General features: G+C 46.1%; 22 protein-coding genes, 1 pseudogene and 1 riboswitch. Of the genes and pseudogenes, 21 read left to right on the top strand and 2 right to left on the bottom strand.

Annotated elements, in window-relative coordinates:
- Positions 1 to 41 precede the first annotated feature (41 nt).
- The 4 genes from KSP24_RS22785 (at position 42) to rsmI (ending at position 2969) form a co-directional block, all read left to right on the top strand.
- Complete coding sequence (locus KSP24_RS22785; RefSeq protein WP_013368662.1) at positions 42 to 842, top strand: PSP1 domain-containing protein; 801 nt, start codon at positions 42 to 44, stop codon at positions 840 to 842.
- 27 nt (positions 843 to 869) lie between these two features.
- The gene (gene yabA, locus KSP24_RS22780) at positions 870 to 1244 is read left to right on the top strand and encodes a DNA replication initiation control protein YabA (RefSeq protein WP_013368663.1); all 375 of its coding nucleotides are present in this window, start codon (positions 870 to 872) and stop codon (positions 1242 to 1244) included.
- 88 nt (positions 1245 to 1332) lie between these two features.
- Positions 1333 to 2091, top strand: coding sequence for a tRNA1(Val) (adenine(37)-N6)-methyltransferase (locus tag KSP24_RS22775; protein WP_064962630.1), 759 nt, complete (start codon positions 1333 to 1335; stop codon positions 2089 to 2091).
- Positions 2088 to 2969, top strand: a complete 882-nt coding sequence (gene rsmI, locus KSP24_RS22770) for a 16S rRNA (cytidine(1402)-2'-O)-methyltransferase (RefSeq protein ID WP_040102451.1) — start codon at positions 2088 to 2090, stop codon at positions 2967 to 2969. Before KSP24_RS22775 ends, rsmI begins: the two co-directional genes overlap by 4 nt.
- Positions 2970 to 3093: 124 nt before the next feature.
- On the opposite strand, the gene KSP24_RS22765 is transcribed toward rsmI, so the two are convergent.
- Positions 3094 to 3348: an AbrB/MazE/SpoVT family DNA-binding domain-containing protein gene (locus tag KSP24_RS22765; protein ID WP_007428005.1), complete on the bottom strand. Its 255-nt coding sequence runs from the start codon at positions 3346 to 3348 to the stop codon at positions 3094 to 3096.
- Positions 3349 to 3678: 330 nt separating this feature from the next.
- Between KSP24_RS22765 and KSP24_RS22760 the strand changes: the two genes are divergently transcribed.
- The 13 genes and pseudogenes from KSP24_RS22760 (at position 3679) to KSP24_RS22700 (ending at position 16262) form a co-directional block, all read left to right on the top strand.
- On the top strand, positions 3679 to 4962 hold the full coding sequence (locus KSP24_RS22760) for an HD domain-containing protein (protein ID WP_013368666.1): 1284 nt from the start codon (positions 3679 to 3681) through the stop codon (positions 4960 to 4962).
- A gap of 42 nt (positions 4963 to 5004) precedes the next feature.
- On the top strand, positions 5005 to 5775 hold the full coding sequence (locus KSP24_RS22755; RefSeq protein WP_090737502.1) for a TatD family hydrolase: 771 nt from the start codon (positions 5005 to 5007) through the stop codon (positions 5773 to 5775).
- Between the two features lie 200 nt (positions 5776 to 5975).
- Positions 5976 to 6255: riboswitch (cyclic di-AMP (ydaO/yuaA leader) on the top strand.
- Between the two features lie 271 nt (positions 6256 to 6526).
- Entirely contained in the window at positions 6527 to 7675 is a 1149-nt protein-coding gene (locus tag KSP24_RS22750; RefSeq protein WP_013368668.1) for a resuscitation-promoting factor, read from the top strand.
- A 145-nt stretch (positions 7676 to 7820) separates the two neighbouring features.
- Complete coding sequence (gene rnmV, locus KSP24_RS22745) at positions 7821 to 8366, top strand: ribonuclease M5 (RefSeq protein ID WP_013368669.1); 546 nt, start codon at positions 7821 to 7823, stop codon at positions 8364 to 8366.
- A 7-nt stretch (positions 8367 to 8373) separates the two neighbouring features.
- Positions 8374 to 9258: a 16S rRNA (adenine(1518)-N(6)/adenine(1519)-N(6))-dimethyltransferase RsmA gene (gene rsmA, locus KSP24_RS22740; protein ID WP_025676576.1), complete on the top strand. Its 885-nt coding sequence runs from the start codon at positions 8374 to 8376 to the stop codon at positions 9256 to 9258.
- Positions 9259 to 9313: 55 nt separating this feature from the next.
- Positions 9314 to 10210: a sporulation peptidase YabG gene (gene yabG, locus KSP24_RS22735; protein ID WP_014599339.1), complete on the top strand. Its 897-nt coding sequence runs from the start codon at positions 9314 to 9316 to the stop codon at positions 10208 to 10210.
- Between the two features lie 199 nt (positions 10211 to 10409).
- Positions 10410 to 10691 carry a biofilm formation stimulator Veg gene (gene veg, locus KSP24_RS22730; protein ID WP_013308120.1) on the top strand — a complete coding sequence of 94 codons (282 nt, stop codon included), beginning with the start codon at positions 10410 to 10412 and terminating at the stop codon, positions 10689 to 10691.
- A gap of 165 nt (positions 10692 to 10856) precedes the next feature.
- Positions 10857 to 11036 carry a small, acid-soluble spore protein, alpha/beta type gene (locus tag KSP24_RS22725; RefSeq protein ID WP_007428013.1) on the top strand — a complete coding sequence of 60 codons (180 nt, stop codon included), beginning with the start codon at positions 10857 to 10859 and terminating at the stop codon, positions 11034 to 11036.
- 144 nt (positions 11037 to 11180) lie between these two features.
- On the top strand, positions 11181 to 12035 hold the full coding sequence (ispE, locus tag KSP24_RS22720) for a 4-(cytidine 5'-diphospho)-2-C-methyl-D-erythritol kinase (protein ID WP_025676573.1): 855 nt from the start codon (positions 11181 to 11183) through the stop codon (positions 12033 to 12035).
- A 181-nt stretch (positions 12036 to 12216) separates the two neighbouring features.
- On the top strand, positions 12217 to 13056 hold the full coding sequence (gene purR, locus KSP24_RS22715; protein ID WP_013368673.1) for a pur operon repressor: 840 nt from the start codon (positions 12217 to 12219) through the stop codon (positions 13054 to 13056).
- A 163-nt stretch (positions 13057 to 13219) separates the two neighbouring features.
- Positions 13220 to 13486: pseudogene (gene spoVG, locus KSP24_RS22710) on the top strand (septation regulator SpoVG); the annotation flags it as partial.
- Positions 13487 to 13851: 365 nt separating this feature from the next.
- A complete protein-coding gene (gene glmU, locus KSP24_RS22705; protein ID WP_216976830.1) occupies positions 13852 to 15249 on the top strand; it encodes a bifunctional UDP-N-acetylglucosamine diphosphorylase/glucosamine-1-phosphate N-acetyltransferase GlmU in 1398 nt (465 codons plus the stop codon).
- Positions 15250 to 15308: 59 nt separating this feature from the next.
- Positions 15309 to 16262, top strand: coding sequence for a ribose-phosphate diphosphokinase (locus KSP24_RS22700; RefSeq protein ID WP_013308125.1), 954 nt, complete (start codon positions 15309 to 15311; stop codon positions 16260 to 16262).
- A gap of 68 nt (positions 16263 to 16330) precedes the next feature.
- Here KSP24_RS22700 and KSP24_RS25695 read toward each other — a convergent pair whose 3' ends face one another.
- Positions 16331 to 16531: a hypothetical protein gene (locus KSP24_RS25695; protein ID WP_013368676.1), complete on the bottom strand. Its 201-nt coding sequence runs from the start codon at positions 16529 to 16531 to the stop codon at positions 16331 to 16333.
- A 75-nt stretch (positions 16532 to 16606) separates the two neighbouring features.
- Between KSP24_RS25695 and pth the strand changes: the two genes are divergently transcribed.
- The 4 genes from pth (at position 16607) to KSP24_RS22680 (ending at position 22249) form a co-directional block, all read left to right on the top strand.
- Entirely contained in the window at positions 16607 to 17167 is a 561-nt protein-coding gene (pth, locus tag KSP24_RS22695) for an aminoacyl-tRNA hydrolase (protein ID WP_216976828.1), read from the top strand.
- A gap of 87 nt (positions 17168 to 17254) precedes the next feature.
- On the top strand, positions 17255 to 17485 hold the full coding sequence (gene fin / locus KSP24_RS22690) for an anti-sigma-F factor Fin (protein ID WP_014599341.1): 231 nt from the start codon (positions 17255 to 17257) through the stop codon (positions 17483 to 17485).
- A 134-nt stretch (positions 17486 to 17619) separates the two neighbouring features.
- Positions 17620 to 21147, top strand: coding sequence for a transcription-repair coupling factor (gene mfd, locus KSP24_RS22685; RefSeq protein ID WP_013368679.1), 3528 nt, complete (start codon positions 17620 to 17622; stop codon positions 21145 to 21147).
- The gene (locus KSP24_RS22680; RefSeq protein WP_216976826.1) at positions 21131 to 22249 is read left to right on the top strand and encodes a peptidylprolyl isomerase; all 1119 of its coding nucleotides are present in this window, start codon (positions 21131 to 21133) and stop codon (positions 22247 to 22249) included. Before mfd ends, KSP24_RS22680 begins: the two co-directional genes overlap by 17 nt.
- The last annotated feature ends 113 nt before the right edge of the window (positions 22250 to 22362 follow it).

Raw genomic sequence — 22362 nt, 5'->3', positions numbered from 1 at the left:
GGCTACAAATGAGGTTTAGTGGCATACAAGGGGGTTAATTTTTGTATAGTGTAGTGGGTGTCCGTTTCAAGAAGGCGGGCAAGACTTATTATTTTGATCCGCTGGACCTTCCAGTGGAGAAAGAAAACTGCGTCATAGTAGAGACCGCACGCGGGATTGAATATGGCAAGGTTGTGGTGGGCAAAAAAGAAGTAAATGATTCGGATGTTGTCCTACCCTTAAAAAAAGTCATTCGTATTGCCGGAGATGATGACGCTCTTGTTGTAGAAGAGAATAAATTGGCGGCCAAGGATGCATTCGGTACGTGTTTAAATAAAATTAAAGACCATAACCTTAAAATGAAGCTGGTAGATGTGGAATTTACATTTGACCGCAATAAGATCATTTTTTATTTTACGGCAGAGGGTCGAGTTGATTTTCGAGAGCTTGTAAAGGATTTGGCCAGCATTTTTCGTACACGAATTGAGCTGCGGCAGATCGGAGTACGGGATGAGGCTAAAATGCTTGGTGGAATTGGACCTTGCGGACGTATTCTGTGTTGTTCCTCATGGCTGGGGGATTTTGACCCGGTATCTATTAAGATGGCGAAGGATCAGAGCTTGTCGCTGAATCCGACGAAAATTTCCGGGTTGTGCGGAAGATTGATGTGCTGTCTCAAATTTGAACATGATAACTACGAGAGCATGCGAGAAGAGCTACCTCAGGTAGGTAAGATGGTTATCACTTCTCTGGGAGAAGGAAAAGTGGTAGGTGTCAATGCAGGCCATCGTACGGTACATGTTCAACTGTTTGAGATCAGTAAGGTCAAGGAACTTCCAATGGACGATGTAGTCGTCAAGTAAACCATTAGGTTGCTTCGGGGTGGAAACTTGGATAAATTAAATGTTTTTGCGCGTATTCACGAAATGGAAACCCAAATGGGACAGTTGCATAGCGATCTGGGTGAATTGAAACTGGCAGTAAAAGAGCTGCTGGAGGAAAATCAACGACTAACGATTGAAAACGAACAGGTGCGCAAGATGCTCAAACGTGAGACCTCTGGAGAAGAAAAGACGGCAAGCAAGCCGAAACTTCCTCCTCCGATCGTCGTTAAGGATGAAGAGGAAACGGGTGAGGTCGTGGGCGAAGGCTACGACAATCTGGCAAGGCTGTATCATGAAGGATTTCATATATGCAACGTGTATTACGGACATTTGCGAACAGAAGGCGATTGCCTCTTCTGTCTGTCATTTTTGAATAAATAAAAACAAGCCGTAGGAGCAAGATGCCTACGGCTTTTTTGTAAGGAAGTATGAGTAAAAAGCGATTTAGGTTATAGGATGGGAGAGCATTATGTACGAAAATGGAAAGAAGTCTGAACGAATTGATGATCTGCTTTCACATAATCTACGTATTATCCAAAGTGATGAAGTGTTTAGCTTTTCGATGGATGCGGTCTTGCTGGCACGGTTTGCAGGTATTCCGCTTCAGCGTGGGAAGATTCTCGATTTGTGTACGGGCAATGGGGTTGTTCCCATACTGTTGACGACACGCACCAAAGCATCTATTGAAGGAATTGAGATTCAACCACGCCTGGCGGATATGGCTAGACGGAGCGTGAGTTTGAATGGATTAGAAGATGCGATTGAGATTCGGGAAGGAGACTTGCGTGAACTGGTTCAAATCACGGGACATGGCGCGTATGATGCAATTACTGTGAATCCTCCCTATATGCCGCTAAATGGTAGCGATATCAAGCTGAACCCTCACCAGGCCATTGCGCGTCATGAAGTGAACTGTACACTGGAAGAAGTCATTCAGGCATGTTCTCGGCTTGTCCGAAATGGGGGGAAAGTATCAATGGTTCACCGCCCACAGCGGCTGGCTGAGATTATATCCTTGATGCGCAGTTATAGCCTGGAACCCAAGCGGATACGTTTTGTTCACCCACGGATTCATATGGAAGCGAATATGGTACTTGTTGAAGCGATGCGTGACGGCAAACCGGAGGTTCGCCTATTACCCCCACTCATTGTATATCAGGAAGATGGGAACTATACTCAGGAAATAAGAGAAATCTATGGAGAAGTAAGTAAGGAGGATTCAGTGTGACAGCAGCTGTACAAAAAAGCTTTAGTAACCGTGAAGAGGAACGGGGAAAGTTATATCTCGTTGCCACACCGATTGGCAATCTGGATGATATGACCTTTAGGGCAATTAACACCCTAAAGTCATGTAATATTATCGCTGCCGAGGATACGCGACAGACACGCAAACTGCTCACACATTTCGACATCACGCCGGAAATGCTCTTCAGTTATCATGAACATAATAAGGCTGCCAGTGGGCCTGAACTGATACGTTATATAATAGAAGGAAAAAATTTGGCACTGGTTAGCGATGCAGGTCTACCGGCCATTTCTGATCCTGGTTCGGATCTGGTCAAGCTGGCACTTGAAGCAGAAATCAGTGTTATTCCTATCCCAGGGGCAAATGCGGCACTATCAGCTTTAATTGCCTCAGGACTGGATACAGAGAGGTTTACCTTCGCTGGTTTTCCACCAAGGGAAAAAAAGGATCTAGAGAAGTTATTGTTATCATTTCAGGTATCCCACGGCACGATTCTTTTTTATGAATCGCCTCACCGTATTGTAAGGACATTGACAGTATTAAAGGAAACATTAGGATCACGCAAAGTGGTGCTTGCCCGTGAGCTGACCAAGTTGCATGAAGAATGGGTGCGTGGAACGGTGGAGCAGTGTCTTGCAAAATTAGAGGAAAATCCGCCGCTTGGTGAATACTGTCTGGTTGTTGAGGGGAAAAACGAAGAGGAAGAAGAACAGGAGCGGCAGGCATGGTGGCAGGACTTATCTTTGGAGTCTCATGTCGCGCATTACGAGTCAGAGGGGCTTACTCGCAAGGATGCCATGAAACGTACAGCCACAGACCGTTCAATTTCCAAGAGGGACGTGTACAACGCACTCTTATGAATACGTGTCTAAACAAAAAAGGGCCTTCCAACGGTTGGGTTCAAACCGTGGAAGGCAACAAGGAGTATATATGAAAAAGGTTAGAATTAACAATCTCTGATAAGTCTATTATATACTAAAATTCTCAGTTTGTCACAGGTGTTGGGATTTCAGAAATGCAATCTTGGCAAACAATTTTCCCTTTGAAGTAAATTACGTTCTCAGCATTGCCACAGAAGATACAAGCAGGCTCGTATTTTTTAAGCATGATGCGCTCGCCATCAACGTAAATTTCCAAAGCGTCTTTCTCTCCGATTCCCAGGGTACGGCGCAATTCGATTGGAATAACAACACGTCCGAGCTCGTCAACTTTTCTTACAATACCAGTGGATTTCATCATAATAAATCAGGCTCCTCTCGCCGTTTAAAATAATATAAGTGTCATGATTCGACAAAATTTTCTCTTTTCTGATATTTACTATACCAACGATTCCCAAAACAGTCAACCTAAAAAAAGTAGTAACAGCCTAATTATGCAAAAGTATTTAGAACAAAGAGCTTTATCCATGTACCTTACCTTATTTTACGGATGATTTGTCTTATTGTAGATTTGGAAATGTCGAAAAGTGATAATTCGACAAAATACGACAAACGGTGTCGAATAAGGGAAGATGTTTAGGATTTTATTGTATTTTAATCCATTATTCCGAATATTAAAGGAGCTGATATCTTGCACCAGCCACTCAGTGAAGAAAAAGTTTTTAAGGACCCGGTACATAATTACATCCATGTTCAGGATACTGTGATATGGCGATTGATCAATACGCCGGAGTTCCAACGGTTACGACGCATTCGGCAGTTAGGCACATCTTATCTTACGTTTCATGGAGCGGAGCACAGCCGGTTTTCACATTCACTGGGCGTATATGAGATTACGAGACGTATTATTTCTCAATTTGAACGTGGAGATTTTCCCGACTGGCCCAAGGAAGAAAGACTGATTGCTCTGTGTGCCGCTTTGTTGCACGATGTGGGGCACGGTCCATTTTCTCATTCCATTGAAGAAGCCTTTCATATGAACCATGAGGATTGGACATGCCGCATTGTACTGGGGGACACGAAGATCAACGCTGTGCTACGGCAAGTTGATGAGATGTTGCCCCACAAGGTCGCGGCGGTTATAGCCAAAACGTATGATAAGCCGATTGTTGTCAACTTGGTAACAAGCCCGCTGGATGCTGACCGTATGGATTATTTGTTGCGGGATGCTCATTCAACAGGTGTTAACTACGGAACAATTGATTTGGATCGTATTTTACGTTTGCTGCGCCCTCACAATGGGAGAATTGTCGTAAAAGAGTCGGGTATGCATGCAGTAGAGGATTATCTAATGTCACGCTACCAGATGTACTGGCAAATTTATTTCCATCCTGTAACACGCAGCTCAGAAATCCTGTTACGTAAAATTTTCAAGAGAGCTAAGGAATTGTTCAAATACGGATATGAGTTTGGTTTTCTGCTAGATCCGCTGCCAGATCTATTAAAAGGAGAGCTAACAGTGGAGCAGTATTTGATGCTGGATGAGTCTTTGATTCAGACGGTATTTAGCCAATGGAAACGAGAAAAGGACGAAATTTTAAGTGATTTGAGCAGCCGTTTTATGGATCGTAGATTGTATAAATATGTAGAGATTGAAAATATGGATACAGATACCGTTGACCATATTCGAGAGGCTTTGGAAAAGGCTGGCTTGCATCCTGAATATGATCTTGAAATTGATTTTCCGACAGATCTTCCTTATGATGTGTTTCGGCAGGGCGGTTCAACGGACAACCAGATTTTACTGCTTGGACGTCAGGGCGAGGTGCGGGAAATATCCGAAGTTTCAGAAATTGTACGCTCAATAAGTGGCATTCACCGAGGAAAATATCACATGTATTTTCCCCAGAATAAATTGAACGGGGTAAAAGAAAGGCTTCCTGCCGAAATAGGGAATTATTTTGTCAAACAATAGACAAATATATAGAAATGTAAGTAAGAAAAGGAGATGAAAACCTTGGATTTATTCGACACTCATACTCACCTAGATGCGCCACAATTTGACGAAGACCGTGAAGAAGTTATAGCACGTGCTGTCGAATCAGGAGTAACACGGATGATCAATATCGGATTTAATCGTGAGACCATTCCATCCACCATGAAGCTGGCTGAGACGTATGATTTTATTTATGCAGCCGTTGGATGGCATCCGCAGGATGCCATTACAATGCAGGAGGGTGATTTAGAATGGATTGCATCGTTATGCAGTCATAAAAAGGTTGTAGCGATCGGAGAGATCGGTCTGGATTATTATTGGGATACATCACCAAAGGATGTGCAGCAGCGGGTACTTCGAAATCAAATTGGCCTGGCACGTGAGCTCAACATGCCAATTGTTATCCATAACCGGGATGCACATGAAGATATTGTGAGGATTTTACGTGAGGAAAAGGCGGGCGAGATTGGCGGAGTCATGCACTCCTTTTCTGGGAGTTGGGAGACAGCTAAAATGGTGCTGGATATGGGTTTCCACCTTTCCTTCGGCGGGCCCATAACGTTCAAAAATGCCAAGCAGCCAAAAGAGGTGCTGGCCCAGGTACCGTTGGACCGTCTGCTTATTGAAACGGACGCGCCTTACTTGACGCCTCATCCGTTTCGTGGGAAGCGAAATGAGTCGGCACATGTGAGATTGGTGGCAGAGGCAGCTGCCCAAATTAAGGGAATTACGGTGGAGGAATTGGTATCCATTACGACCCAAAATGCCTTGGAACGATTTGACATTCAGTGAAAAAGCGAAGAAATCAATCAAAATAAAGAGATAGACGGAGCTAATTATGATTTTGTTGCAGGAAACTCAAGAATATTACAATTTTTTAACCGAATATTTTGAGAAATGTACTTGAAACCTGCTTTACAACATGCATGGAAACAGGATATCATCTTTTCAGTGAATTGTTGTTGAGTGTAAACATCAACAAATCATTTCATGAACCAGTCTCGCTGAGTCCCTTTTACAGGGAACGGGGGAACCGATATGGCTTACAGTACGTCCGGTGTATGTGCAAGAGATAATATCTCTCAGTAGCCGGCTCGACCGAAATTCATTTCCCGGATGGGATTGAACAGGTAGAGAAGCCGTATTTCGATTTCTTTCTGGGTCTTCGGGGTGAATGTGAAGGCGACCGCCATGAGCGGTTGACCTAAGCTAGGGCGACTCTCTACGTCCGAACCCGACAGCTAACCCCGTAAGCGTAACAAGAGAGAAGCCATCTCGTGCATAAGTTTTCCCGCATATTCACACATGTCGGAAGCCACGAAAGAGCTCTCTAGTCTCTTTCTTTGGCTTTTTTTGTTGTGAATAAAAGAAAATCTGTCATCATACTGTGGTTAAACAGGGGAGGACAGCATGCCGCGAAGACGGGTACATGGTGCAGGACAGTCGCAGTACGGGCTTGTCTTGTAGAAAATCTGTTATAGTCACGTCAACGATCAACTATGTCTTACTCCAGACGGCGGGCTATGTAAGGAGGACGGAGGAAATGGGCATTTTCCGAAAAGAGGAGACCCATGAGTCACGCTCATCCAGCATGTCTTACGTATTACGTTGGAAGCAAGAGAATGTGCGCCAGGCTGCTTTGGTTGCTATTTTTCTAATCGCACTAACGATTATGATTTCAATTCTGATGTACACGCAATCTAAAAAACAAGTCTTTTTTGTCATCGATGGTAAGGCATCTGCGGTAGAAACCCGGGAATCCAAGCTCCAAGATTTGCTCAATGAGCATTCTATTTCACTTCAGCCGCATGATACAATTTCCATGCCGCTAAACGGAGCAGTACAAGATGGGGATCGCGTAGTCATTAAACGTGCCAATCAGGTTAAAGTATCCTCAGGCAATGAGACGAAAAAGCTGTACACAACAGAAAATACAGTAGAGGGTGCCATTCGCACTTCGGGCTATAAATTATCATCAACGGATAAAGTTTACCCTGCGTTGGATGCCTCTGTTTCAGCTAACATGGACATAAAAATCGTCCGTGTGAAGAAACAGCAGGTCGAACAGAAAAAACAAGTGCCTTATCAGGTCATCAAAACGGCAGATCCAAGTCTCTATAAAGGCGATAATCGAGTCATTCAAAGTGGCAAATCGGGTGTGGTAGTCCAGCATGTTCAAAAGGTATACCATGATGGGAAATTGGTGTCCAAACAGCTGGTCAACAAGGAAGTCGCACAAAATCGTGTGGATAAGGTAATTGCGGTAGGAACGAAGAAAAAACCGGTCGTTCTAGCTGCTTCCATCGGCCCTAAAGATGCGGTTAAGGCTACAAAGGTTAGTTCGGGCAGTGCTGTCCGTAAAGCAGGTATTAATTTTAATTATAAAAAAGTTTTACAAAATGTCTCCATGACGGCGTACTCTGCCCAGGAGCCAGGTATCGGTACACGTACCGCCTCCGGCACGCGTGTCACGGAAGGACGCACCATCGCTGTCGATCCGAATGTAATTCCCATCGGCTGGTGGGTGTATATTGAAGGGGTAGGCTTCCGCCGTGCGGAGGATACCGGTGGCGCGATTAAAGGCCACAAAATCGATGTGTATTATGAGAGTTTAAGCCGGGCTAACCAATTTGGTCGTAAGCACGGTAAAACCGTATATGTTATCGGACCTGTAAAGCCGGAAATCAACTAAAACAGGTTGTGTATGTTGAGGACAATGCGATAGTATTAACAACATAGTTATACCATGCTAAGAAGAGGATATCCTCTTCTTATTTTGTTTTCAAAAGCAGGGAAAGATAATATATGTTGCTGTGTAGCAGTGGAGGGAAACGAAGATGATCAAGGAAGTGATCGTGGTGGAAGGCCGGGATGATACGGTAGCCATTCGCCGTGCTGTCGAAGCAGATACGATAGAAACTGGCGGTTCAGCCATTAATAAAATGACGCTGCGGAAAATTGCATTGGCACAGGAACGGCGGGGGGTCATTATTTTAACTGATCCCGATCATGCAGGGGAGCGTATCCGTAAAATTATCGCCTCTAAGGTCCCCGGCTGCAAGCAGGCATTTATACCTGAGGCAGAGGCGACGCGCAAAGGGGATATTGGCGTGGAGAATGCCTCCCCGGAAGCCATCAGACATGCTCTCGCACGGGTACATACGACAGTGGAAGGCGCCGAACCGCTGATTGAGATGGCGGACCTGATTGACGCTGGACTTATTACCCACCCCAATGCTGCTGCACGCCGTATGGCCTTGGGGAATGTACTGGGTATTGGCTATTGTAACGGAAAGCAGCTACATAAGCGGCTCTCTGTATTTCAGATCAGTCGTGAGGAATTTGCCAGCGCGCTGGCACAAATCGAAAGTGAAGGATTGTGATATCCGTATGACAGGGATTCAAGATATAGCAACACCGCGGCGTACGAAGGAAATTATTCAAAGGCACGGTTTTTCGTTCAAAAAGAGTCTGGGACAAAACTTTCTGATTGATCAAAATATTCTGAGCAAGATCGTAAATGCTGCCGGATTGGATGATACAAAGGGCGCGCTTGAGATCGGTCCGGGCATTGGAGCTTTGACCGAGAAGTTGGCGCAATCCGCTAAGGCAGTTACCGCTGTTGAGATTGATCAGCGGCTGTTGCCCATTCTTGAAGAAGTGCTGGCCCCTTACGAGCATGTAAAGGTTCGCCATGGAGACGTGTTAAAGCTGGATTTGCGTGAAGTGTTTGCAGCTGACTTTGCAGACGTGGGCAAAGTGAGTGTCGTCGCTAATCTGCCGTATTACGTCACTACACCGATTCTGATGCGTCTACTGGAGGACAAGCTTCCTTTGGAGAATATCGTCGTTATGATTCAAAAGGAGGTGGCTGAGCGCATGGCTGCGTCTCCTGGTACGAAGGATTACGGCAGCTTAAGCATAGCCGTGCAATATTACAGTGAGCCTGAGTTAGTCTGTACGGTGCCGAATACAGTGTTTATTCCGCAGCCGAATGTTGATTCGGCAGTTATTCGGCTGCGTGTACGAGAAGTCCCTCCGGTGGAAGTGGTGGACGAGAAGCACTTTTTTGAAGTGGTTCATGCCGCTTTTGCCCAACGCCGTAAAACCATTTCAAATAACCTGAAAAGCCGCTTCTTCACCAAAGAGAACAGGGACACGCTGGAGCCGCTGTTGCAACAAGCTGATATTGAGCCCTCCCGTCGAGGGGAAACGCTGAGTATCGAGGAATTTGCGCGTCTGAGCGCCGTGCTATTGGAGGCTGGTATATCCTAAGTTGGAACCAAACTGTGCATTCACCCATACGATATAGGAGGGGTGATACAGTGTGATGAGTTTAGGAGACTTGGTCGTTCGGAAATCGTACGGCGGTGATGTCACGTTTCGCGTTGAAGACATCCAGCGGGATAAAGCGATCATTAAGGGGACGGAATTTCGGCTACTGGCCGATTCCCCGGTGAACGATCTGGTCAGAGTGCCTGCAGACCAGATTAGCGGTAAGACTCAACAGGCCCACATTAAGGCCGGGGAGTCTCTTAATCTTTTGCAACGGGCACGCCAGCAGCAAGCTGCCCGTAGCCAGGCGGCTCTGATTGGAGAGTGGAGTGATCCGGTAGAGTCGACGTATTTTGAAATGCCAGGAAAGGTTCTTCATCTGGATGGAGATCCCGGCTATTTAAGAAAATGTCTCAGTTTATATGAACAGCTCCGTGTTCCCGCTGAGGGACATCACGTTCACGAATCGGCAATGGCGGATACGTTATATCGACTGCTTCCCCGCATTCGTCCTGATATTGTAGTCATCACCGGACATGATGGTGTGCTGAAGCAGCCGCAACCTTACGATTTGTACAGCTTGAAAAGCTACAAGAATTCGCAAAATTTTGTGGCAGCGATTCAGGTAGCCAGACAATATGAGCGTCATCTGGATTCACTGACAATTGTAGCGGGGGCGTGCCAATCCCATTTTGAGGCGCTGCTACGTGCGGGAGCCAATTTTGCCAGCTCCCCAGGGCGTATCCTGATTCACGCTCTGGACCCCGTTTACGTGGCTGCCAAGGCCGCATTTACTTCAATCCGTGATACAGTCAATATGGGAGACTTATTTCATCAGACCATCAGTGGCAGCCGCGGAGTGGGTGGAATTGAAACAAGGGGAAGCTACCGCATCGGTTTGCCGAAGCTTGAAAATTTGTCAACGCTTAAAGTAACGCCTTCAGCGATCTGAAATTCAAATGTGCCCGATAGGATATATCTGAACAAAAGCCTCTTTTTAGAGGCTTTTTGTCATTTTTTATGCATATTATTCCTGTTCGCAAAAAATTAAATTGACAACTTATTTTTCGTGTTGTTATAATATTTAGCTTGATTTGACAATCCCTCTAAAATTCGTTATAATGGACAAGGAAAGAGGTGGTCGTTAGGCAATGGCTAAAAATACGCTGTTGGAAATCAAACGCAGTCTCGACGCACATGTAGGGCAAAAAATTTTGCTGCGGGCTAACGGCGGACGCCGTAAGACCGTCGAACGAACTGGTGTCTTGGAAGAAACGTACCCTTCTGTTTTTATTGTCAAGCTGGATCAGGAGCAACAGACGTTTAAACGTGTCTCCTACAGCTATGCTGACATTCTTACCGAGTCGGTGGAGGTCAGTGTATATGATCCCGACTCCCACACAAGTGTAGTCGAATATTTCGAAACACCTTAATTCTTTTTTACGTGATTTATACCAGCTTTGCAGGTTTAACGGCGACCTCGTCATTTTTAATGGCGGGGTCGTTTTGTATTTACAGAGCAGGATGAAGCATGATATCTCTGCACATACTAAGGCGGGAATGATCTTCCTTATTCCATTGCCGAAGGAGGCGTATGCATGAGCCGAAGAAGACGGAGTGTTATGTCGGAAGAGCTGAAGTATGAACTGGCCAAAGATCTTGGGTTTTACGACACGGTTAAGGAAGAAGGCTGGGGAGGCATTAAAGCCAAGGATGCGGGCAATATGGTCAAGCGGGCCATTCAGCTTGCAGAGCAGGCGGCTTCTCGCAAATCGTAGCCATCGGTGGTGCTGATAAAAAGCGGGGATATCCGGGGTCATACCGGGGCATCTCCGCTTTTTTGAACCTCATGACTTGACAGGCTGAGTCTGATATAATATGTTAAGCTGTCTTGAGGGAAAAGTTGAAGGTGGGTGAACGCCTTGAAAATATATGAAAAAGCACCGGCGAAAATTAATTTAATGCTTGATGTTCTACGTAAGCGGGACGATGGTTATCACGAGGTCGAAATGATTATGACTATGGTCGATCTATCCGACCGATTGACGATGTCCGAGTTACCGCGTGATACCATTATTATTTCAAGCCAAGCCGGGTACATACCGTTAGATGAAAAGAACTTGGCTTTTCAGGCTGCGCGTCTGATCAAAGAACGTTATAACGTGTCTACAGGCGTCCATATCCATCTGGATAAGCATATCCCGGTGGCTGCAGGATTAGCAGGCGGAAGCAGCGATGCTGCCGCAGCATTGCGTGGGCTGAACAAGCTGTGGAAACTTGGTATCTCGGATGCGGAATTAAGGGTACTGGGTGCTGAATTGGGTTCAGACGTACCTTTCTGTATTACAGGGGGCACAGCTTTAGCGAGCGGACGTGGAGAACTGCTTAAACCACTGCCGAATCCGCCACAATGCTGGGTGATCCTCGCCAAGCCGCCGATTAATGTATCGACAGCTGAAGTGTATGGTCGTGTCAAAGCGGATCAGATTACGCACCACCCGTCTGCCCGGCAGATGGAGCAGGCGATTCGTAATGCTTCTTTTACCGATGTATGCAATGCCCTGGGGAATGTACTGGAGGATGTGACATTAAAGCTGTATCCAGAAGTGGAGCATCTTAAAAACTCCATGATCCGTTTAGGAGCTGATGGGGTGCTGATGTCAGGTAGCGGACCTACAGTGTTCGGACTGGTATCGAAGGAAGCCAAAGTGCCACGGATCTATAACGGACTAAGAGGCTTTTGCAAAGATGTTTACGCAGTACGACTTTTGACCTGATTTTAGATATTTTTTTCATATTATAGTGGCAATTGTTGTACAAATACGTACGAAGATGATATATTTACTATTAAATATTCGGATTTTACTACATCACTTACATTCCGCCAGCAACCGGCCAGTCCGCCGGTGCTTTATTGTACGAAGCGGGCGGCAGGAGAATAGATCGCGAGGAATTGTTGTGAAAAAACTTAAAAGAAGCTCACGATTGGTGGAAATGACGCAATTTTTATTGTCACGGCCGCATACATTGGTGCCTCTTACTCATTTTGCAGATCGATACGGGGCAGCTAAGTCGTCGATAAGCGAGGATCTGGCTATTATCAAAGAAGTATTTGAGGACGAGGGTACTGGCGAGCTTCTGACACTGGCGGGAGCGGCAGGGGGCGTCAAGCTGATCCCTAGGCTCTCCAAGCAACATGCGCTTGCGTTTGCGAACGACTTGTGCGCGCAGCTGGAGCAGCCTGATCGCATATTACCGGGAGGGTACTTGTATCTGTCCGATTTGCTGGGCCAACCAGCGATGATGAACGAAGCGGGTAAAATATTTGCGACCGCTTTTGCCGATCGTCAGATTGATGTGGTTATGACCGTGGAGACGAAGGGCATTCCGCTCGCATATGCAACCGGAGCACAGCTTAATTTACCAGTCGTGCTTGTACGGCGGGACCATCAGGTGACAGAAGGCTCAGCTGTAAGTATTAATTATGTTTCTGGATCACAAAAGAGCCTTCATACGATGTCTTTATCCAGACGTGCAATGCGTGAGAAATCGCGTGTGCTCATTGTAGATGACTTTATGAAGGCTGGCGGCACGATACAAGGAATGGTCGACTTGTTAGCAGAGTTTGATGCTGAGGTAGCTGGTGTCGGTGTGCTGGTAGAGTCGGGCGAGGTGGAGAACGAAGAGCGCCTGTTGCACGATTATATTTCACTGGCAAATCTGACTGCAGTCGATTCTCGAAGCAAGCAAATAACAGTCAAGCTAGGGAATTATTTTGATGAGTTAACAGGGCAGTAAATTGTCACAATTCATCATAAAATACCTAAATATGTCGAAAAGAAATCTTTTCAAAAAAATTACCTGAATTTAGGATACGAATTGTCCAAAAAAAGAAGGAATTCGAAATGCTGTGTGGAATGTATACACCAAGTCCTATTTGGAAAAAGGTGGTGAAACACACATGCAGATTACGGATGTTAGACTCCGCCGAGTGAACTCAGAAGGAAGAATGAAGGCGATTGCATCCATTACAATTGATAACGAGTTTGTTGTCCATGACATCCGAGTTATCGACGGTAATAACGGGATGTTCGTAGCTATGCCAAGCAAACGAACCCCTGACGGAGAGTTTCGCGATATCGCTCACCCGATATCTTCAGGAACCCGTGAAAAGATTCAAGCTGCTGTATTGACTGAGTACGAACGTGCAGCTGTTGATGAAGAAGTTGCTTTGAAGAAGGCGCTTAATTCGCCTAAAGCAGGATTGGGGTACAAAAGAAAAAGAGAGCCACTAACTGTGGCTCTCTTTTCTTTTTGTCTGGAATGAGATATATTCTTTAGTGAGTTAACAGTCAGTTTTAAGGCAACTTGGAGCCATCCGGGCTGCCGAAGCGGCTTTTTCATAAGACAGGGACTAGGCAGCGATGCGTCCCGGGGATGAACGTCCAGCACAAGCTGGCCTGAAAAAATAGCCATTAACCAAAGGTTCGCCGTTATTTTTCAGGAGGATTGTGAAAAGTTAAGCAAAATCTGATCTGGGAATTAACGTTTTAGCCAAGGGGTAACTGTTATTTTCAGGATAGGAGGTTGGACTTGTTGGAAAGGTTGGCAGTCATTCTTGCCGCAGGGCAGGGAAAACGTATGAAATCCAAATTATATAAAGTTCTGCATCCGGTGTGCGGAAAACCGATGGTCGGACATGTGCTCGACACGGTTCGTGAAATCGGTGTGTCCCGAAGTGTAGTCGTCGTGGGTCACGGAGCAGAGGCGGTACAGTCTTATTTGGGACCGTCGGCAGAATATGCGCTTCAGGCAGAGCAGCTGGGAACGGGCCATGCTGTCAAGCAAGCCAAGGACCTGCTCGGCCAGGAACAGGGCACCACAATTGTCATTTGTGGAGATACTCCGTTGATCACAGCGGAAACGCTGGAAGGTTTGGTGCAACTGCACGAAAGCCGCGGAGCGGCAGCAACAATTCTGACCGCTGAGTTGGACAACCCGAAAGGATATGGACGAGTTATCCGTGATACTTCCGGGGCCGTGCTTAAGATCGTGGAACAGAAGGATTGTTCACCTGAGGAAGATGCTGTCTGTGAGATTAACACAGGCACGTATTGCTTTGACAATGCCAAGTTATTTGCAGCGCTGGACAAGGTAACGAACACCAATGCACAGCAGGAATACTACCTGACCGATGTCATTGGTATTTTGCATGGCGAAGGTGAGCAGGTTGAGGCGTATTTGACCAATGACGTGTCGGAATCTATCGGTGTAAACGACAGAGTTGCTTTGTCGGTTGCTGAAGGTTATATGCGCGAGCGTATTGTTCGCAAACATATGCTGAATGGTGTCACCGTCATTGATCCGTCTTCTACCTACATCGGGAGCGATGTTGTCATTGGTTCCGATACAGTATTGTACCCAAATACATGGCTGCATGGTCAAACACAAATCGGAGAAGATTGTGTGATTGGTCCGCAGGCAGAGATCCAGAATACGGTTATCCACTCAGGGGCAACAGTGAAACATTCGGTGTTGAACGAAGCGGAAGTGGGAAGCAGTACATCTGTAGGGCCGTTTGCTTATCTGCGTCCAGGCGCGAAGCTTGGCGAACATGTGAAAATTGGTGATTTTGTAGAGGTGAAGAATGCGACTATTGGAGATCATTCCAAGGTGTCTCATTTGAGCTATGTCGGTGATGCCAAGGTGGGTACAAACGTAAATATTGGCTGCGGGGCAATAACGGTCAATTATGATGGATATAATAAATCCATTACAGAAATTGAAGATGATGCCTTTGTTGGCAGCAATGTGAATCTGATTGCCCCAATTAAGATTGGAAAAGGTGCCTATGTTGTCGCAGGCTCCACTGTAACACATACTGTCCCTGATAACGACCTGGCCATTGCCAGACCACGTCAAGAGAACAAAGCCGGATATGCGGACAAAATCCGCGCGCGTGCCAAAGCAAAGAAAAAAAGATCGGAATGACCTTAATCAGCAAGCTGTTGAATCTGTAATGAATGAACCAGCACGGAGGGTTTCTATTAATGACTTATTGCGATTCCAAACTCAAAATATTTACTTGTAACTCCAATCCGAAGTTAGCCCACCAGATTGCGGACTACATCGGAATCCCAATGGGGGAATCCCATACCACATCGTTTAGTGACGGTGAAATTCAGGTTAAGCTGTCGGAAAGTGTTCGCGGCTGCCATGTGTATATTGTACAGTCCACTTGTCTGCCAGTTAACGACAACTTGATGGAGTTATTGGTTATGATTGATGCACTTAAACGTGCTTCTGCCAAAAGTATCAATGTTGTTATGCCATATTACGGTTATGCTCGTCAGGATCGTAAGGCTCGTTCACGTGATCCGATTACAGCGAAACTTGTCGCTAACTTGATTGAAAAAGCGGGAGCTCACCGCGTAATCAGTATGGATTTGCATGCGATGCAGATTCAGGGATTCTTTGATATTCCAGTGGATCATATGCTGGGAGCGCCAATTCTGGCCCAATATTTCCGTTCCAAACAAATTGAGAACCCGATTGTTGTTTCACCCGATCATGGTGGGGTTGTTCGCGCGCGCAAGCTGGCGGACTTCCTGAGTGCGCCGCTCGCTATTATTGATAAGCGTCGTCCAGAGCCAAATGTCAGTGAAGTGATGAATATCATCGGGAACATTGAGGGTAAGACGGCTATTTTAATTGATGATATCATTGATACAGCCGGAACGATTGTATTGGGTGCAAATGCGCTTAAAGAAGGCGGCGTAAAAGATGTGTATGCATGTTGCACACATGCCGTGCTGTCTGGTCCTGCGATGGAAAGACTGGAGAATTCGCCATTAAAAGAGGTGGTTGTGACGGATACAATCCCGATCGTTCACCCAAATCCGACAAGCAAGCTGAAGGTACTGTCTGTGGCTCCATTAATGGGAGAAGCCATCATCCGTGTGCATGAGGAATTGTCGATCAGCAAATTGTTTGAAATCGAATAAGCACTGGCTCATTAAAAAAGGGGTTGCTTTTTCCATATGGAAAAGGTAACCCCTATCAGCATGTCAGGCTAAAAGCCTGGCCGAGATATGAATGTGAAGCGTTGACGATTGTATAGTGTGTCCTCGATTTCGACGAAATGCTCATTAAAACGCGCAACGATGCCAATTTGAACATGTACATTCCCGTCATAAATTTGGACAGGAACGGAATGTTTTAAATGATATAGAAAATGGCTGTCATATAAGAGGATATCACCTTGATTGAGCATATCGGCACGCACCTTCCTGTTCACTACAACTATTTTACCAAAAAATCAAGACTTCGAAAGAGGGTGTCAAGGTTAATGAAGTGGATTGTAGGATTGGGCAACCCCGGTCTCCAATACGAGAAAACGAGACATAATGTCGGATTTATGGCCTTAGATGCACTTGCCTCACGTCATAATATCCAGATTACCCAAAGCAAATGTAAGGCGTTGATTGGTGAGGGTCACATTGGTGGCGTGAAAACGGTACTGATTAAGCCTATGACATATATGAATCTCTCAGGCGAGTCTCTACGTGCATATATGGACTACTATAAGGCTGATATGGAAGATCTGATTGTCGTGTACGATGATCTGGATACAGAGGTCGGTAAAATAAGACTGCGTTATCAAGGTAGCGCAGGCGGTCATAATGGCATTAAATCGATCATTCAGCATACAGGGACGCAGTCCTTCAACCGGATTCGTATGGGCATTTCCCGTCCAGAGCCTGGACATGCTATTGTCGATTATGTTCTGGGCACCTTTCCAAAGAAGGAAAAGGAACTATTGACCGGAATGATAGAAGATACGTGCAACGCTTTAGAATACAGCTTGAATCATCCGTTTGAGCGGACGATGGCTGAATTTAACAAGTAGGTTCTGACGTTAGGTAGACGGGCTTAAATGGAAGATTGTTGGACATACTGAAAGGTATAGAAAACTTTCAGGAGGCATATACATTACATGGTTGTTAATTATGTATGCAGACATTGTCGAACTTTCTTAGGGCGAATTGACTCCGCTGTAATAACCGAAGAAAGGTTAGGCTTCCATTCCTTGACCCCTGCTGAACGTAGAGATATAATAGCGTATAATTCGGGTGGTGAAGTGACTGTTAAAGTCATTTGCGAGCATTGCAGTCAGGCACTGGAGAATAATCCGGAGCTGAGTCTGCTCGTAAACCCGCTCCAATAACAGGTATTCAACTGGTCTGATGTACCAGCTTGAGAGGTGAAGCGGTAGTTCCGCTTATGGAGCCTTGGCAGCATTGCTGAGGCTTCTTTTTCGGTTTACATGTAACTATTTATAAGCATAAAGGGGTGCCTTTTTTGTTACAAGCACTTATTCAGGCTTTTACGAAGGATGCTGATTATGCATCCATTGCGGCAGGTATATCCTCAGGCATGAAGGAACAGCTGATATCAGGCTTGTCAGGCTCTTCAAGACAGGTACTGATGGCCGCACTTGCTGAAGATACTGGACGACCGTTAATGGTCATGACGCACAATATGTTTGCCGCTCAAAAAATAGCAGATGATTTGCAGGAAGCGCTTTCTCCTGATCAGGTTTTATTGTATCCAGCCAACGAGTTGGTAGCTGCTGAAGCTGCCATATCCAGTCCAGAGACATTATCCCAACGAATTGATGTATTGATACGATGCGCCCAGGGTTTTCGTGGGGTTGTTGTCGTGCCGTTTTCTGGGGTCCGGCGTCTACTACCAATCCCGGAAACATGGCGTGAGGCTCGTGTTGAGCTGAAAGAGGGAGAAACGATTCAGCTGGAAGCATTTTTGCTGCATATGGTTGAGATGGGATACCAGCGTGTAGAACGTGTTGAATCCCGCGGGGAGATGAGTGTACGCGGGGGAATTATCGACTTTTACCCAATGACAACCCGTTGGGGCTATCGTGTGGAGTTGTTTGACGATGAAATTGACTCCATCCGTATGTTTGATCCGCAAGATCAACGTTCGGTGGAAAAGGTACAGGAAGTTACTGTAACGCCATGTAAGGAAGTTATTGCAAGCCACCAGCGTATGGACCAAGCTGCCGATGCCGCTGCTATGTTGTTGGAGGAACAGCTGGACAAAATGACAGATCGTCAGGCTAAGCAGCATCTGAAAGAGGAAATACATCGTGAAATTGAGCTGTTGCGGGAGCATGTGTATTTTGACGAAATCTATAAATATATCTCCCTGCTATATCCTGAACGTAAAACCTTGGCTGATTATATGCCGGCAGATACGATTCTGATCATTGATGAACCAGCACGGATGCTAGAAACAGCCAGGCAGCTAGAGCGGGATGAGTCTGAGTGGAATCTGCATTTGCTTCAAAACGGTAAAACTCTACCGCAACTGGAGCTATCGGATAACTCGGATAATCTGCTGTATAATCGGAGATTTCAAACGCTGTTCCTGTCGATCTTCCTTCGCCAGGTTCCGCATACGCAGCCGCAGAATATTTTGAACTTCATTTGCCGGGGCATGCAGGATTTCCACGGTCAAATGAATGTACTCAAGGCAGAGATGGATCGTTGGCGCAAGGCAGGCACACAGGTTATGATGCTGGCGAGTGGAGATGAACGTCTGGATCGGATGCGGCGAGTGCTTCAAGACTACGGTATTGATGAGCCGACTATGGCGATTGGTAATCTGCAAAGCGGTTTTGAGATGCCGTCTATTCATCTGGCGGTGATTACCGAGGGTGAGATGTTCTCCCAGAAGCAGCGGAAAGCACGTAAGCAGGGCCGACATGTAGACAATGCAGAGCGGATTAAGAGCTATAGCGAGCTGAAGGTGGGCGACTATGTCGTACACCAAAATCACGGAATCGGGAAGTATATGGGAATCGGTACGCTGGAGGTTGGCGGTATCCATAAGGATTACATGCATATCCTCTATGCAGGCGGAGATAAGCTGTCTGTACCGATTGAACAAATTGATCTGATTCAGAAGTATGTGGGCTCAGAGGACAAGGAGCCCAAAATTTACAAACTGGGCGGCAATGAGTGGACACGTGTTAAAAGTAAGGTGCGCAGCTCGGTTCAGGACATCGCAGATGATCTGATCAAGCTATATGCGGAAAGACAGTCAGCACCAGGCTTTGCTTTTGAAAAGGATTCGCCGGAGCAACAGGAATTTGAGGATATGTTCCCGTATGATGAGACACGTGACCAGGTTCGGGCTATTGAAGAAATTAAGAAGGACATGGAGCAGAGTCGTCCAATGGATCGTTTGCTGTGCGGTGACGTAGGCTACGGCAAGACTGAGGTGGCTATTCGTGCTGCTTTTAAGTCTGCTATTGAGGGCAAACAAGTGGCTGTGCTGGTACCGACGACGATTTTGGCGCAACAGCACTATGAGACATTCCGTGAGCGCTTTTCCGGGTATCCGTTCAATATTCAGGTATTGAGCCGTTTCCGCTCGCGCAAAGAGCAGAATGAGACGACCAAGGGAGTTCGACAAGGTACGGTTGATATTGTCATTGGTACTCACCGTCTACTTTCACAGGATCTGGTGTTTAAAGATCTGGGGCTGCTTATTGTCGATGAGGAGCAACGTTTTGGTGTCACGCACAAAGAAAAGCTGAAAAAACTGAAAACGAATGTAGACGTGTTGACGCTAACGGCTACACCTATTCCGCGTACGCTGCATATGTCCATGCTGGGTGTACGTGATTTGTCAGTCATTGAGACGCCACCGGAAAATCGTTTTCCAGTGCAAACTTATGTCGTTGAGCATAGCCAGACTCTAGTTCGTGAGGCCATTGAACGCGAGATGGCACGCGGAGGGCAGGTTTATTACCTGTATAATCGCGTGCAGGGCATTCAGGAGATGGCTGCCGAGATCAATGCACTTGTCCCAGACGCCAAGGTGGGCGTAGGCCACGGACAGATGTCTGAAACGGAACTGGAGAAAACCATTTTGGATTTCCTGGATGGTGAATATGATGTACTGGTTAGCACGAGCATTATCGAAACCGGTGTGGATATTCCCAATGTGAATACACTCATTGTGCATGATGCCGATAAAATGGGGCTCTCCCAGCTTTATCAGCTGCGTGGGCGTGTAGGCCGTTCCAATCGGATTGCCTATGCTTATTTCACGTACCAGCGTGATAAGGTGCTTACAGAGGTGGCGGAGAAGCGACTTCAGTCTATCAAAGAATTTACGGAGTTGGGTTCCGGGTTCAAGATTGCAATGCGTGATTTGTCCATCCGCGGAGCGGGTAACTTACTTGGCGCCGAGCAGCACGGATTCATCGCATCCGTCGGTTTTGATCTTTACTCACAAATGCTGGCTGAGGAAATCAATAAACGTAAAGTCAGTGTGCTTGGAGAAGAGGATCAATCCAACCGGAATTGGAGTACATCGATTGATTTGAGCGTCGATGCTTACCTGCCGGGAGACTATATTTATGACAGCATTCAGAAGATTGAGATTTATAAAAAGGTTGCGGCAGTCAGTACCTTTGACGAGGCTTCCGAGCTGGAGGACGAACTGGTCGACCGGTTTGGCGATCTGCCAGAGGCAGTGCGTCATTTGCTGGCCGTGGCCCGTCTCAAGGTGTATGGACGGATGTATGGCATCGAGTCCATTGTTCAACGGGATGACAATATGGTGTTGAAATTTCACGAGGGGCGCCAGCAGGCGCTGCAGACTGCCAAACTTGCCGAGATTGGCAATCGCTTTGAAAGACGTGTACAATTTGAACAGGGTACTTCTATGAGCGTACGCATAAAGGGTAAAGGTCTAAATGATGCACAACTGCTAGAACTGCTGGAGCAATTTTTGAGTGCATTGAAAGAAGCATTCACATTGAAGGAGGAACTGCAAAATGTCACAACTAAATAAAAGAAAACCTTGGAGAATGCTCTCCTTGGGCATGGCAGCGTTGCTAGCTATATCGGTGCTCGCAGCATGTACGAAGCAAGCGGATGAGAATAAGGTCAAGGATGAGCCGAAAGACAACAGCAAGGTTGTCGTAACCTATAAGGGTGGAACGATTACCGAAAATGAGTTCAACCAAGAAATCAGCATGATGAAATTTCTGTACCCAGAGTATGAGGCTGCTTTAGCTTCTGATCAGGTACGTGAGCAAATTGTAAAGCAGGAAGTAGTGTACAAGCTTTTGGCAGCCAAAGCGGACGACAAAGCCAAGGAAGAGGGCGCCAAACAAGGAAACGAGCAGTTGGAGCAGTATAAAAAGTCGGTTGGAGAAGATAAGTTTAAGACATTTCTAAGTGATCAGAAGCTGACCGAACAAGGTGTGAAAGATTACTTCACGCGTGTAATGACGGTAATCAACAGCGAAACCAATAAAGTAACGGATGATCAGCTGAAACAGGAATTTGAAAAAAATAAAGATCAGTTCACGACAGCAACTGTACGTCATGTATTGATTAATTTTGAAGATCCAAAAACAAAGAAACAGCGTACAAAAGAGGCTACTCTCAAGCTGGCCAAAGAGGTAAAGGCAAAATTGGATGGTGGAGCGGATTTTGCAACGATTGCTAAGAAGTATTCGGAAGACCCAGGTTCCGCATCTAATGGCGGGCTGTATGAGAATGCATCTGTAGCGCAATGGGTACCTGCTTTTAAAGAGGCTGCCGAGACTCAACCAATTAACAAAATTGGTGAACCCGTGGAAACAGAATACGGATATCACGTGATCAAAGTGGAGTCCCGCAATGAGCCGACATTTGATAAATTGAAGGACAACGAAAAGGCTGCCCTGAAAAATAAACTAGCTGGGGAAAGTATCCAAAACTTTACCGAAAATGATTTGACGAAGCTTGATTTGAAAATCAATCTGCCGAAGGCACCTGCTACGCAAGAGAAAAGTGGTGCAACGTCCGGTGCGGGCAGCACAACTACGCCGAGCGGAACAACAAGCGGTACGAGCGATAGCAAAGCTGGAACAACTAAAGATGGAGCTGCAAACGAAGGTAAATAACTGAACATGCATAAGGAATTGGGAACAGATGAATACTATGGTCAGATATCACCATAAACACCATGAACGCGACGTTCTTCGTGACCGCTTCTGGGGGAGTGGAAGCGTCTTTC

This window comes from Paenibacillus sp. AK121 (assembly GCF_019042715.1).
Classification (GTDB): Bacteria; Bacillota; Bacilli; order Paenibacillales; family Paenibacillaceae; genus Paenibacillus; species Paenibacillus polymyxa_C.
Note: the sequence above shows the minus strand (reverse complement) of the source record. Positions and strands in the feature narration are given on the sequence as shown.

Coding starts and splice junctions, on each gene's coding strand:
- KSP24_RS22775 (WP_064962630.1), top strand. CDS start 1,333: ATGTACGAAAATGGAAAGAAGTCTGAACGAATTGATGATCTGCTTTCA.
- KSP24_RS22765 (WP_007428005.1), bottom strand. CDS start 3,348: ATGATGAAATCCACTGGTATTGTAAGAAAAGTTGACGAGCTCGGACGT.
- KSP24_RS22750 (WP_013368668.1), top strand. CDS start 6,527: ATGGGCATTTTCCGAAAAGAGGAGACCCATGAGTCACGCTCATCCAGC.
- rnmV (WP_013368669.1), top strand. CDS start 7,821: ATGATCAAGGAAGTGATCGTGGTGGAAGGCCGGGATGATACGGTAGCC.
- rsmA (WP_025676576.1), top strand. CDS start 8,374: ATGACAGGGATTCAAGATATAGCAACACCGCGGCGTACGAAGGAAATT.
- yabG (WP_014599339.1), top strand. CDS start 9,314: ATGAGTTTAGGAGACTTGGTCGTTCGGAAATCGTACGGCGGTGATGTC.
- veg (WP_013308120.1), top strand. CDS start 10,410: ATGGCTAAAAATACGCTGTTGGAAATCAAACGCAGTCTCGACGCACAT.
- KSP24_RS22725 (WP_007428013.1), top strand. CDS start 10,857: ATGAGCCGAAGAAGACGGAGTGTTATGTCGGAAGAGCTGAAGTATGAA.
- KSP24_RS22700 (WP_013308125.1), top strand. CDS start 15,309: ATGACTTATTGCGATTCCAAACTCAAAATATTTACTTGTAACTCCAAT.
- KSP24_RS25695 (WP_013368676.1), bottom strand. CDS start 16,531: ATGCTCAATCAAGGTGATATCCTCTTATATGACAGCCATTTTCTATAT.
- pth (WP_216976828.1), top strand. CDS start 16,607: ATGAAGTGGATTGTAGGATTGGGCAACCCCGGTCTCCAATACGAGAAA.
- fin (WP_014599341.1), top strand. CDS start 17,255: ATGGTTGTTAATTATGTATGCAGACATTGTCGAACTTTCTTAGGGCGA.
- KSP24_RS22680 (WP_216976826.1), top strand. CDS start 21,131: ATGTCACAACTAAATAAAAGAAAACCTTGGAGAATGCTCTCCTTGGGC.